At 69.0% G+C, this 12,280-nt stretch carries 15 protein-coding genes and 1 tRNA gene; 15 read left to right on the top strand and 1 reads right to left on the bottom strand.

Features of this window, described 5'->3' with window-relative positions:
• Positions 1-27: 27 nt before the first annotated feature.
• The 9 genes from B5F85_RS04165 (at position 28) to B5F85_RS04125 (ending at position 4,882) form a co-directional block, all read left to right on the top strand.
• Complete coding sequence (locus B5F85_RS04165) at positions 28-219, top strand: class III signal peptide-containing protein (protein ID WP_087314668.1); 192 nt, start codon at positions 28-30, stop codon at positions 217-219.
• The gene (locus tag B5F85_RS04160) at positions 183-647 is read left to right on the top strand and encodes a hypothetical protein (protein WP_143786127.1); all 465 of its coding nucleotides are present in this window, start codon (positions 183-185) and stop codon (positions 645-647) included. The genes B5F85_RS04165 and B5F85_RS04160 overlap by 37 nt, the downstream gene beginning before the upstream one ends.
• The gene (locus B5F85_RS04155; protein ID WP_239386678.1) at positions 614-865 is read left to right on the top strand and encodes a hypothetical protein; all 252 of its coding nucleotides are present in this window, start codon (positions 614-616) and stop codon (positions 863-865) included. Before B5F85_RS04160 ends, B5F85_RS04155 begins: the two co-directional genes overlap by 34 nt.
• Positions 866-873: 8 nt before the next feature.
• The gene (locus B5F85_RS04150; protein WP_087314982.1) at positions 874-1,341 is read left to right on the top strand and encodes a TadE/TadG family type IV pilus assembly protein; all 468 of its coding nucleotides are present in this window, start codon (positions 874-876) and stop codon (positions 1,339-1,341) included.
• The gene (locus B5F85_RS04145; RefSeq protein ID WP_239386676.1) at positions 1,325-3,373 is read left to right on the top strand and encodes a hypothetical protein; all 2,049 of its coding nucleotides are present in this window, start codon (positions 1,325-1,327) and stop codon (positions 3,371-3,373) included. The genes B5F85_RS04150 and B5F85_RS04145 overlap by 17 nt, the downstream gene beginning before the upstream one ends.
• A gap of 41 nt (positions 3,374-3,414) precedes the next feature.
• On the top strand, positions 3,415-3,849 hold the full coding sequence (locus tag B5F85_RS04140; RefSeq protein ID WP_087314663.1) for a hypothetical protein: 435 nt from the start codon (positions 3,415-3,417) through the stop codon (positions 3,847-3,849).
• Positions 3,850-4,212, top strand: a complete 363-nt coding sequence (locus tag B5F85_RS04135) for a DUF192 domain-containing protein (protein ID WP_087314661.1) — start codon at positions 3,850-3,852, stop codon at positions 4,210-4,212.
• A 12-nt stretch (positions 4,213-4,224) separates the two neighbouring features.
• Positions 4,225-4,710, top strand: coding sequence for an FHA domain-containing protein (locus tag B5F85_RS04130; protein WP_087314659.1), 486 nt, complete (start codon positions 4,225-4,227; stop codon positions 4,708-4,710).
• A 96-nt stretch (positions 4,711-4,806) separates the two neighbouring features.
• Positions 4,807-4,882, top strand: a tRNA-Phe gene (locus tag B5F85_RS04125).
• Positions 4,883-4,999: 117 nt separating this feature from the next.
• Here B5F85_RS04125 and B5F85_RS04120 read toward each other — a convergent pair.
• Entirely contained in the window at positions 5,000-5,344 is a 345-nt protein-coding gene (locus B5F85_RS04120; protein WP_087314657.1) for an acylphosphatase, read from the bottom strand.
• 155 nt (positions 5,345-5,499) lie between these two features.
• On the opposite strand from B5F85_RS04120, the gene B5F85_RS04115 reads away from it, so the two are divergent.
• The 6 genes from B5F85_RS04115 (at position 5,500) to B5F85_RS04090 (ending at position 12,136) form a co-directional block, all read left to right on the top strand.
• Positions 5,500-7,464: a subtype A tannase gene (locus tag B5F85_RS04115; RefSeq protein ID WP_087314655.1), complete on the top strand. Its 1,965-nt coding sequence runs from the start codon at positions 5,500-5,502 to the stop codon at positions 7,462-7,464.
• 14 nt (positions 7,465-7,478) lie between these two features.
• Positions 7,479-8,870 carry a branched-chain amino acid transport system II carrier protein gene (brnQ, locus tag B5F85_RS04110; RefSeq protein WP_204204629.1) on the top strand — a complete coding sequence of 464 codons (1,392 nt, stop codon included), beginning with the start codon at positions 7,479-7,481 and terminating at the stop codon, positions 8,868-8,870.
• Between the two features lie 13 nt (positions 8,871-8,883).
• Positions 8,884-9,579, top strand: a complete 696-nt coding sequence (locus B5F85_RS04105) for a peptidylprolyl isomerase (RefSeq protein WP_239386674.1) — start codon at positions 8,884-8,886, stop codon at positions 9,577-9,579.
• A gap of 127 nt (positions 9,580-9,706) precedes the next feature.
• Positions 9,707-10,204 carry a CarD family transcriptional regulator gene (locus B5F85_RS04100; RefSeq protein WP_087314653.1) on the top strand — a complete coding sequence of 166 codons (498 nt, stop codon included), beginning with the start codon at positions 9,707-9,709 and terminating at the stop codon, positions 10,202-10,204.
• Between the two features lie 123 nt (positions 10,205-10,327).
• Positions 10,328-10,633, top strand: coding sequence for an ACT domain-containing protein (locus tag B5F85_RS04095; protein WP_239386672.1), 306 nt, complete (start codon positions 10,328-10,330; stop codon positions 10,631-10,633).
• Positions 10,634-10,684: 51 nt separating this feature from the next.
• Entirely contained in the window at positions 10,685-12,136 is a 1,452-nt protein-coding gene (locus B5F85_RS04090) for a citrate synthase (protein WP_204204628.1), read from the top strand.
• Positions 12,137-12,280 lie beyond the last annotated feature (144 nt).

Raw genomic sequence — 12,280 nt, 5'->3', positions numbered from 1 at the left:
GAGACCGTGGGAAGAGAGGAGAGACGCATGGCTGAGATCGTGACGATGGGGAGGGCCAGGGCGAGGGAGGTCCTCGCGGACAGGAGGGGCCAGGGGACGACCGAGTACGCGATCCTCGTCGGCGTATTGGTGGTCATCGCCATCGCGGCCATCCTGCTGTTCAGGGACAAGGTGGCGGAGCTGTGGGACGCCATCGCGAGCGGCATCAACTCGCTGTAGGGCGAGGCCGCGGCGTCGCGGCCGCCGTCCTTCTCGTGCTCTGCGCGGCCCTCTCGCTGGCGGCGCTGTGGGCGGGAGGGCGGCGAGAGACCTCGCGCGAACTAGAGGAGGTCGTGGAGGGGTCCCTGGACGCCCTGGGCGAGGACGAGGCTTCTGAGGTCGCCCTCGACCTGCTCGACGGCGCACGGCAGACGCGGCGCGAGAGCGAGCTTTCGCTCGTCGAGGAGGGCGAGAAGGTCCTCGAGGGGTTTCGCCTGCGCGGCGACTGCATCGTCGCGCAGGCGGGCTACCTCGACTTGTCCGGAAAGACGTGGGCCTGCGTGATTCAGGGGGCGGGATGGGTCGAGCTGTGCGTCATACGAGAGGGGGACGGCGGTGGAAGCGAGGTCACGTCATGGCGCATGGACGTCGACGACGTCGAGCTCTGATCGCTTGGCCACGAAGGCCTGGCGCGGCGGGGGACGCGGGGCAGTCGACGCTCGAGTACCTCCTGCTGCTCGTGGCCTTTGTCGCAATGGTCGGGGCGCTCGCGCTGCTGTGGCACGCCGCGAGGGACGGCAGGCTCCTCGAGCTTTCCGTCGACGCGGCGTCCCACAGCTCGGGTGGCGGCATGACGTCGCTGCTCAAGGACGTCCTGGAGTATTGACGCGCCTCATGGCGCGGGGAGGGAGCGGCCAGGCGAGCGTCGAGGCCGCCCTGCTCGTGCCCGTCGTGCTGACGCTGCTGGCGCTGCTCGTGCAGCCGGCGTGCGTGCTGTACACGCGCTCCGTCATGGCGTCGACGGCAGCCGAGCTGACTCGTCTCGCCGCCACGTCGCTCGGGACGGAGGGGGACCTGCGCTCCTACGCGCTTCGGCGTCTTGCCGCCGTCCCCAACGTGCCCGTGTTTCACGAGGGAGGCCCGGGCGCCTGGGAGGTCGAGGTCGAGGGCCCGGGGGACGACGGGAGGGTGACGGCGTCCGTCGGGGGCTCCGTGCGGCCGCTCCCGCTGTTCGGCGCGGTCGTGCTGGCGCTGGGGACCTCGGCGGGCGGCGTGGTCGAGCTGGAGGCAGAGGTGACTCGCGAGGTGCGGGCGGACTGGATTGGGGGAGACTATGCGGAGTGGATTGGGGTCTGGGGCTGAGCGCGTCGCGGGCGCGCCCGTGCTCTCGCTGTTCAGGGACGACGAGGACGGCTTCACGACGGTGGGCGTCGCGGTCGCCCTGGTTCTGAGCCTGTCGCTCGTCTTCGCCTCCGCGGGGGCGACGTGGGTGGCGGGGCGCTCCTCCGAGGTCCAGCGCGTGGCCGATGCCTGCGCCATGGCGGGACAGAACGCGGTCGCGGCCTTCTCGACCGTGACCCAGGCGATCGACGCGTGCGTCCTGAGCCTGGGGCTCACGGGAGTCGTGGTGCTGGGCGCGGGCCTGGTCGTCTCGTGCGTCCCGGGGCTTTCCGCCACGGGGGCGCAGATTGTTCAGGCGGGGAGCCGCATCCTCGACGCGCGCGGGGAGTTCGCGCGGAGCGCCGCGGACGGAATCGAGCGCCTCGAGGCGACGCTGCCGCTGCTGATCGTCGCGAACTCGGCGAGCTGCGTCGAGGCCAACTCCGTGGGCGGGATGTCCTACGCGGGATGCGCGCTTCCGTTTCCGTCCGAGTCCAGGTCGGACTTCTCCGGGCTGCGCAAGGAGGTCGACGACGAGCGCCTCGCCGAGCTTTCGGTCGAGATGGGCGAGGTCTCGGACGAGATGGAGCGGGCGCGCCTCCGGGCGCAGGAGGCGCTCGATCGCGGCTGGGAGGCCGACTGCGGGTCGTCGCCGTACTGTCTGTGGGAGCGGGCATCCACGCTCGCCGGCTTGGGGGGATCGCTCAACCCCCGCTACCCGACGTCTGCCGGGTGGACGTTCGGCGCGCCGCTCGCCCGCGCCCGAAACTACTATGCGGCGCGCGTGGCGTCCGCGCAGGTCGGAGGCTCGACCGCCGAGGAGATCACCGACTCCGCCTGTCGCGAGGCCTTCTACGAGTATGCGCTCGAGCAGGTGAGGGGCGGGTCGTATCAGGAGCTTCCGGACGGCAGCGTCTCCATCGACCTTCCGAGCCTGCCGAGAAACGCCGACCAGACCCGCTCGACCACCCTCTACACCGACGTTCGCTGGCCGTGCACGACCGAGGAGGGCGGGAGGACCCTGCACTCCTCGCTGCTGTGCCCCGGGGCAACGGGGGCCTCCGCGGGGCTGGCCTCGGTCGCCGAGGTCGACGCGGGCTCGGTTGCCCGCTGCGACGAGTGCCGGATGGACGTCGGCGATCTCGGAAGGGTCGCCGCCGCCTCGACGCCCATCGACAACGGGTTTGAGTACTACTGGAGGATCATCGTCGAGGCGTCCGAGGACCACGAGCGCGCGAGAAACGAGGAGGTCGCCTTGGAGCAGCGCCTGAAGGGACTAGCCGAGGAGGGCGAGGGGGCCTTCTCGACGGCCCTCGACCAGTTGAGCGTCGCGCGACCCTCCCTGTGCCCGCCGGGCGCCTGGGGCTGCGTCGCCGTCGTCGCCCGCGATGCCTCGAGGGTGGTCCCGACCGAGCTCACCGCCGCGTTCCTCTCGTCCGCAGAGCTCCCCGAGGGGGCGGCCGTCTCCGCAGCCGTCCTCGCCCCGGACCCTTCCACTGCCGAGAACAACGTGCTCTCGCGCTTCTTTGACGCCATCTCGGCGAGCGACTCCGCCCTTGGCGGGGCCCTGGATGGCGTGATGGACCTCTGGGGAAGCCTGCTTCTGGGGTACGGCTCGGCGTACGGGAGCGTGGCCGAGAAGGGCGGCGAGTTTCTTGACAACCTCGACGGGGTGCTCGGGGGGACGGTCGGCGCCTGGCTGAAGGGGCGTCTCAAGCAAGTCATGAGCGACGCCGGCCTCGAGCCCGTTGACCTGCGGCTGCGAAAGCCCGTCCTTGTGAACTCCCAGAAGGTGCTCGACCAGGGAGGCTTCGACCAGGTCTCCTCCGTCCGCGAGCTCGTGGCGACGCTTCCGGACTCGGGCTCGGCGACCGACTTCGCGCAGTCGGTGGGGCTATGGCTTGCCGACGAGGTGGGCACGGAGGAGTTCACCGTCGCCGAGCTCCCGATCCCGGGGACGGGCATCGGCATCCCCCTCACCATCGACCTCTCGAAGCTCGGGGGAGCGGCATGAGCGCGCGCGTCGCCCGCCCGCGGCGAGGGGAGGAGGGCCAGATGACCGTAGAGCTCGCGGTGATGACGCCCGTGGTCATCGTGGTCGCCCTCATCGTGCTCAACCTGATGTGGTTCATCGAGGCGTGCGCCGCGTTCGACCAGGCCGCGCTCGACGCGGTCATCTCCCACGGCGTGGCTCCGGCAGGCGAGCAGACCCAGGTCGCGGCTGTCGACGAGGTGGAGTCCGCCCTCTCCGAGGCGCTGGGTCGGGAAGAAACCTGTGAGGTCGAGGTGAGCGCGAGCGCGGTGGAGGGCGGCGGGGAGGGGACGACGTTTGTCATATCGCCCCTGCTCACGCGCTATACCTGCACGCTCACCTATCGTCCGTGGCCACGCCTTCTCAGGATGCCGGGAATCACCTACGCCGCACCGCTCGCCCTGCGCCACGAGCGACAGCTCGTGGTGGACCGCTATCGGCCCGGGGTGGTGGTCTAGATGGTGGCGGCGCGTCTGCGCTCTGACGAGCGCCCGGGGGAGGTTCTCGAGGTCACGGTGCTCTCCGCCTGGAGAGACAGGCTGAGGGGTCTTCTCGGCACGGACGAGGACGCCCCCGCGGTGCTTCTGACCCTGTGTTCCTCCATACACACCTTTGGGATGCGATACCCCCTTGACGTCGCCTTTATTGGGGAGCGTGGGGAGGTGCTTCTCGTCAAGAGGGGACTTTCGCCGGGGCGGGGCGCGTCTCACCCGCGCGCCCGGTGCGTCGTGGAGAGGCCGGCCCGCGAAGGGGGCTGGCTCGAGGAGGGCGAGCATCTGTGGGCCTGCTCGATCAGCGCGGACGGCGTCGGGGCTCTCTAGAAGGGGTGAATCATGGGTAACGGTTCGGGAAGATACGAGGTCAAGCGATGCCCACGGTGCGACTCGGAGCTCTACGCGGACATGGACGTCTGCTACGGGTGCCTCTACGACTTCTCGCGGGGCGCCGCGAGGGAGGTGCCGCTCCCGTCGGTGATGGAGCGCTCATTGGCGCTGCGCCATGCAGATGAGGTCGGCGTCGTCGTGCGGGGCTCTGCGCTCGAGGTGTGGACGCCGGTGGGCGATGGGGGAGCGGTCGTTGGCGGGAGAGCGTCGTGCGACGTCATCCTCCGCGCGCCTCCCGTCTCCGACCGGCACCTGCGCCTTGTGCCCACGTCGGACGGGATGGAGGTGAGTGACCTCGGCTCCTCCGTCCGGGCGACGTATCGCAGCCGCCCCATCGACCGCCGCGTCGTGGTCCCGTACGGCGACGCAATCGATGTCTGCGGCTGCCAGCTCACGATGACGGGCCCGCGGCCGACATCTCCGAGCGGGACGTGACGGCCCCTCGGCAGCGCAGGGTCGCGCGCCTCCTCTTCCCAGAAAAAAGTCTTTGACAGCGACGGCGAGTTTGGTATAGTAATTCCCGCACCAAATGGCTGGGTAGCTCAGTTGGTAGAGCAGGGGACTGAAAATCCCCGTGTCAGGGGTTCGACTCCCTTCCCCGCCACCAGAACTTTCGCAGGTCGGAGGCCATGTGTCTCCGGCCTGCTTTGCTATCTGCACGTTTTTCTCCGCTAAGCTCCGCTAAGGCCGCCTGCGCCTCGTCGCCCCCGTGTCACCCTTCTCGCTAGTAGCGCACCTCGAAGTCGCGCTCGCCCTCCACCAGGGGGATGTCCTCGCGCTGGTCCACGGTGTAGCTGATGGGGTGGCGGCGATACGCCTCGAGCATGCCCGAGAAGAACGCTCCCACGTGGGCCGCGCTGCCCTGGATCTCCGCGCTGACCGAGCCGTCGCGCTCGTTTCTCACCCAGCCGGTGAGGCCGAGCCCGCGCGCCACGCTCATCGAGGTCCAGCGAAAGCCGACGCCCTGCACCTGCCCGACGAAGCGCAGCCGCAGCCGACGCGCGTCCTCGGGCAGCGGCTGCGCCGGCTCCCGCCTCGTCCCGTCGTCTCTGCGCCCAAACCTGAGCATGGCGGCCGTCCCTTCGAGCCCTGTCGGCAATTGATGGTTACCGCGCGAGAAACGCCGCGCGCGTATGCGTACGCGTACAATACTAGCTGCGTTGAGCAATCCCACGAGGCGCGGGCGGCGAACGGATGCGCCGCGCCCGCTCGCAAGGAGGATCGATGGGCTGCACAAGAAGAGAGTTCCTCGCGCTGGCGTCCGCGGGCGCCGCCGTTGGCCTGGCCGGCTGCACCCCCGCCGCGCAGCCGCCCCAGACCCCGACCGAGGACCCCGAGTCCCCCGACCCCTCCGTCGACCTCACGGAGTTCGAGTCGCTGGCGCTCGACGCCGGCGCCTGGCGCTACGACGAGGAGAACGACGTCTACTACCAGCTCGGCCTGCGCTACTGCCTGTCTCCTGCGACCGAGACCTACGAGTCCCTCGCGGTCTTTGTCCCCGGGGCCTATTTCACGGCCGAGAAGAACGGGTCAACGTATACCTGCACCGTGAACGAGAAGGCCGTGGTGGGCGCCTTCACCGCCGCCACCGCGCCTGTCCTCATGCCCATCAACACCGGGACGCTCGCCGCGCAGGCAAGCCCCACCACCTACGCCTTCGACGGCCTCGCGCCCTATCTAGACGCCGGCTGCATCTACGTCTACGCCGGCTTCCGCGGCAGGTCCGCGGGCTATGACACGGCCTCCGGCTCCGACGAGCTCTTCCCGGGCGGCTCTCCCTGGCCGGTCGTGGACCTCAAGGCGGCGATCAGGTACCTGCGCTACAACGCCGCCGCCCTTCCTTGCGACGCGAGCCGGGTATTTGTCTTTGGCTTCGGCGCCGGCGGCGGGCTGAGCGCGGTGCTCGGCTCCTCCGGCGATGCCGCTCTCTTCGAGCCCTACCTGGACTCGATCGGCGCGATCACGCACGACGCCGAGGGGCAGGCGGTCTCGGACGCCATCGCCGGCAGCGCCTCGTGGTGCCCCGTCACGTCCTTTGACGTGGCGGACGCCGCCTACGAGTGGGGCCAGGGCCAGTACGCGAGCGAAGCCACGCGCGCTGAGGGCACCTGGACGCGCCTGTTCTCGCAGGATCTCGCCGGGGCCTACGGGACCTGGGTCAACGAGATGGATCTCCGCGACGCGGATGACGCCCAGCTCACGCTCGACGAGACCGAGGCGGGCGTCTACTCGATGGGCTCCTACGCGAGTGCCCTGCTCGACGTCATCGACGAGGCCGCCACGCACTTCGTGCAGAACACCTCGTTCCCCTATGCCTACACCCCGCAGCGCCTCGAGGACCCCACCTTCCCCGGCGACCCCAACCTCGCCGCGACGCGCGAGGCGGATGCCGCCATGAGCGCCGCTCCCGCCGAGGCGGTCGCCGACGGGACGGGTCAGGAGACGGTGGGCGAGGCCGCCGCGGGGGACGCCGAGACGGCAGAGGCGCCCGCCGAGACGCCCGCTCAGGATCCCGCGCAGGTCACGCTCACGGGCGTCGCCCAGGTCCAGTCGACCATCTACGACACCGCGCAGAGCTACTTCGCCGCGCTCAACGCGCAGAACTGGTGGATCAACTACAACCACCGCTCCGGGAGCGTCTCGGTCTCGAGTCTGCGCGACTTTGTCTTGAACCTGCGCCCCGCCGCGCTCGACGCGTCCCCCTTCGACCATCCGGACCGCAGCTCCCAGACCAACCAGCTCTTTGGCATCGGCGAGGAGTCGACGCTGCACTTCGACGCCCTCGCCGAGGGCCTGATCCAGGCCAACCTCGACGCCTATGCGTCCTGCGAGGACTGGCCGGCCGAGCTTGAGGCGGACTGGGAGGAGGACCTCGAGAAGGTCGACTCCCTCGAGACCGACATGGTGACGCGCGTGGCCATGATGAACCCGCTCTTCTGGCTGAGCGGCCACTACGAGGGCTACGGGCAGGCGACCGTTGCGCCGCACTGGCGCATCAACGAGGGACTCTTTGACACCGACGTCCCCCTCGGCACCGCGCCCAACATCGTCTTCGCGCTGAGGAAGTACGACGGCGTGACCGACGTCGCCCACACCCCGGTCTGGGGTCAGGGGCACGTCCTGGCGGAGCGCTCCGGCTCGGCGACGGCCAACCTCGTCGCCTGGGTCACGTCCTGCTGCTCGGCGTAAGGTCACGTCTGACGATGGCAGCCGTCTCGATCGAGTGCCGCGACAGGGGAGAGGAACCCTCGGGCAGCCTCCCCATGCGACAGACCCTCGCCGTGGGGATCACGCTCTTCTCGATGTTCTTTGGCGCGGGCAACCTCATCCTCCCGCCCCTGCTCGGCGTCCAGGCGGGCACCGAGAGCCTTCCTGCCCTGCTGGGGTTCTTTGCCGCGGGCGTGGGGCTGCCGGTCCTGGGGATCGTCGCCGTCGCGCTCGCGGGCACCCTGCGCGAGCTCGCCGCGCGCGTGCACCCGCTCTTTGCCCGCGTCTTCGTCGCCCTCGTCTATCTGGCCATCGGTCCGTGCCTCGCCATCCCGCGCACGGCCTCGACCGCCTTTGAGATGCTCGCCCCGCTTCTGCCCGCGGACAGCTCGGTCGACGCGGCGCGCCTCGCGTTCTCGCTCGCCTTCTTCGCGCTGGCGTTTCTGCTCGCGCTGCGTCCGGGGCGGCTCACGAGGTTTCTCGGGCGCGTCACCGGGCCCGCGCTCATAGCACTCATCGTCGCGGTGGTCGGCGCCGCGCTCTTCTCGCTGCTCTCGGGAGGCGCAGAGGCGCCCGCCGCGCCGGTGGCCCCCTATGACGGCAACGCCCCCGTCCAGGGCTTCCTCACAGGCTACCAGACCATGGACCTGCTCGCCTCGCTCACCTTCGGCCTCGTCATCGCCGAGAACGTCCGTGGGCTCGGCGTCGCGGACGGGCGCGGCGTGATGCGGGAGGTCTGCCGCGCCGGCGTGATCGCTGGCGCGCTCATGATGCTCGTCTACGGCGGGCTCTGTCTCGTGGGACTTGAGCTGAGCGCCCCGCTTGCGGGTGCCACCAACGGGGCCGAGGTCATCACGGAGTCGGCGACGCTGCACTTTGGCCTGCTCGGGACGGTGCTCGTCGCCGCCATCTTCCTGCTCGCGTGCCTGAACGTGTGCGTCGGCCTCATCAGCTGCTGTGGGACGTACTTCTCGGGCGAGCTGCCCCGCGTCTCGTACCGTGCCTGCGCGCTCGTCTTCGCGGTTTTCTCCTGCGCCGTCTCCAACCTCGGGCTCGACGCGATCCTGAGCTTCTCGGCGGCGCTGCTTGGGGCGCTCTACCCGCCCGCGATCGTGCTCGTGGTCATGGGCATGCTGAGAAGACCCTACGACGCCCTCCCGAGCGTCTGGCCATGGACGGTCGGGGTGACCGTGGTCGTGAGCTCGGTCGAGTCGGCGCGTGACGTGCTCGCGCCCGACCTCTCCCTGCCCCTCGACGCGCTCCCGCTGGCAGACCTCGGCCTCGGATGGGTGCTTCCCGCGGCGCTCGCCGCCGCCCTCTGCTGCGCCGCGACGCTCGTCGCGCGGCGTCTCCGCCCGGCTCAGGCTCCGGGCGGCAGGACCTCGTGAGAAAGGAACCGTCGTGACCGTCAGAAACAGAAAGCCCCGCGCCCTTCTCGGCATCTTTGCGCTCGCGCTCGCGGCGTGCCTCGTCGTCCTCGCGGCGGGCTGCACGGGCGAGACCGCCTCGCAGACGCAGGGAGACGACGCCACGGCCCCCGCCGAGCAGACCTCGGGCGCCGACATCTCCTCCGTCGACGCGGACGACCCTTACGCCACGGGCGTGCACCACGCCAAGATCGAGGTCGAGGGCTACGGCACGATCGAGGTGGCGCTCAACGCCAACGTGGCGCCCATCACGGTCTCCAACTTCTGTCACCTCGTGGAGGAGGGCTTCTACGACGGCCTGACGTTTCATCGCGTGGTGCCGGGCTTCATGATCCAGGGCGGGGACCCCGAGGGCAACGGGACCGGCGGCTCGGACGCCACGATCAAGGGCGAGTTCGAGGACAACGGCGTGGAGAACAACATCCCGCACGTGCGCGGGACGATCTCCATGGCGCGCGCGAGCGACTACGACTCCGCGAGCTCCCAGTTCTTCATCATGCAGGAGGAGGCGGACTACCTGGACGGCCAGTACGCGGCGTTTGGGACCGTGACCTCGGGCATCGAGGTCGTCGACGCCATCTGCGAGGGCGTGTCCATCGCCGACGAGGCAAGCGGCCTGGTCACGGAGCAGACCCAGCCCGTCATCTCGAGCATCACGCTCGTTGACTAGAAACCGCTTGCAAGACATAAACGTACTAACCTACTTGAGTGTGCTTAAGGTTTCAATACCGTTTCCGTAAACGACATGGATTCACCTGTCTCCGTGCTATACTGAGCAGCAGTGAAAGGAGCTGCCAATGTATGGCATAGGGGAGTACCTCGTCCATCCCGGTCAGGGCGTCTGTCGCGTGGAGGAAGTGACGGAGGGACCCCAGGCGGTCTATCGGCTGCTGCCCGTTGGCAAGCGTCATCCGGTGCACATCAGCTTTCCCATCGCCAACGAGGCACGCCTGAGGCCGGTCCTCACGCGCGACGAGGCGCAGCACATCATCGACGTCTATCCCGCCCTCGAGGTCGAGAGCTTCACCGCGCGCAACAACTCGCTCGAGGAGGAGCACTACCGCAGCGAGATGCGGCAGGGCTCGTGCCTCGACTCCGTGCGCATCGCCAAGACCTTCCGCATCCGCATAGAGGACCTCTCGGCGCGCAACAAGAAGCCGCCCGTGGCCTACGAGCGCATTCTCAAGGAGGCGCGCGAGCGTTCGTGTGCGGAGTTGGCGGTCGCGCTCGGCATCACGCCGGAGGACGTCGCCGTCCTCTTTGAGCAGCGCATGGGCGAGGAGAGTCAGAACTAGCGCCGCTTTGGCAGCCCCTCGGAGGTTACGTCTCTCGCACGGTTGCGTGGGCAAGTTGTGACGGCGGTCGGCTCTGCCGGTAGAATGGGCACCATCTGAATGAGCCGTACCCAAGGAGGCACCATGGCGGAAAACGACATGGCGACGACTAACGCCGCAACCGAGAGCCGCGCGATCATCACCGTTCTGGGTGGGGACCGCCCCGGAATCGTTGCCGCGGTCGCCGGCGCGCTCAGCGAGCGCAATGCCAACATCCTCGACATCTCTCAGACCATCCTGCAGGGCACCTTCACGATGACGATGCTCGTCGACCTGGGCCCTGCGGACTTCTCCGACCTCAAGGCCTGCCTGGACGAGCTCTCCGCAACCCTCGGCGTGCAGATCATGATGCAGCGCGAGGAGGTCTTCAGGTACATGTACCGTCTCTAGGGGGCGCGTCGGGCCGTCTCCTCGGCCCGGCAACAGATGAGGAGGTAGCCCATGATCCGCATTCCCAAGGGGGCCGGCTGGCCCATCCTGACGCCGCGCGACACGCCGGCCTTCGACCATGTCGCCGACGCCTATCCCATGCCCTCGGTCGCCCTCGGGCTGCCCCCCGTCTCCGACGGGCTCTATCACGGCTACGAGGACGTGGACGTGGTCCCCGCCGAGCTGTACGAGAAGTACGACGTCAAGCGCGGCCTGCGCAACGCGGACGGCTCAGGCGTGCTCGTGGGCCTCACGACGATCTCCAACGTCCACGGCTACAACCGGACCGAGCACGGCATCGAGCCCGACGACGGCCAGCTGATCTATCGTGGCTACGGCGTGGACCAGCTCATCAACGCCGCGCAGGCCGATGACCGCTTTGGCTACGAGGAGGTCGCCTACCTGCTCATCTCCGGGCGCCTTCCCACGCGCGACGAGCTCGACGACTTCCGCGCCCGCATCGACGCGCGCAAGCAGCTCCCCGAGGGCTATCTGGGCATCTTCCCGCGCGCCACGTACAGCCACTCCATCATGAACGTGCTGCAGCGCGCGACGCTGCTGCTTTACGCCTTCGACCCCACGCCGGACGACACCTCGCCTACGCACGAGATCGACGTCGCGCTCTCGCTGCTCGGCCGCTGGCCTCGCACGGCGGCCGTGGCGCACGCTGCGCACGTCGCCGAGCAGAACGACACCAAGCTCATGGTCCCGCCCGTCCGCGAGGGCTACTCGATGGCCGAGACCGTGCTCGACGTCCTGCGCAGCGACGAGGGCTTCTCGCACGAGGAGGCGATGCTACTCGACGTCATGCTCATCCTCCACGCCGAGCACGGCGGCGGCAACAACTCCACGTTCACCACGCGCGTCCTGTCGTCCTCCGGGACCGACGCCTACTCAGCCTACGCGGCGGCCATCGGATCGCTCAAGGGTCCCAAGCACGGCGGCGCCAACTACAAGGCCAACGACATGATCGAGGACGTCGCCGCCCACGTGCGCGACTGGTCAAATGACGACGAGGTGGCGGACTACCTGGGCAAGATTCTGCGCAAGGAGGCCTTCGACAAGGCCGGTCTGCTCTACGGCCTGGGCCATGCCGTCTACACCAAGACCGACCCGCGCGCCGAGATCATCCGCTCCTATGCGCGCAAGCTCGCCGAGCAGAAGGGTCAGGTCGAGAAGCTCGACCTCATCGCGAGCATCGAGCGCCTGGGCCCGCAGGTCATGCGCGACGTCCGTGGCATCACCAAGTCCATCAGTACCAACATCGACATGTACACCGGCTTCGTGTACTCGATGCTCGGCATCCCCCAGGACCTCTACACCCCGATCTTCGCGATGGCGCGCCTTGCGGGCTGGACGGCCCACCGCATGGAGGAGCTCTACGGCGCGGGGCGCATCATCCGTCCCGCCTACAACTCCGTCATGCCCAACTCGGAGGGCTACGTGCCGCTCGACGAGCGCTAGGGTCAAGGCCTCGTTCTTCTCGCCCGCCATCTCCAGATCGCGTGCCAAACGTTGGTGTCAGAGCACCCCTGAAAAGGGGTGTGGCCACCGCCTAGAATCTTCAGTTACCACGCTGACAGAGACTTGGGAGATGACCACATGGAC

Origin of the sequence: Olsenella sp. An293 (assembly GCF_002159495.1) — a bacterium.
GTDB lineage: Bacteria > Actinomycetota > Coriobacteriia > Coriobacteriales > Atopobiaceae > Thermophilibacter.
This window is presented reverse-complemented; position numbering and strand designations above follow the sequence as displayed.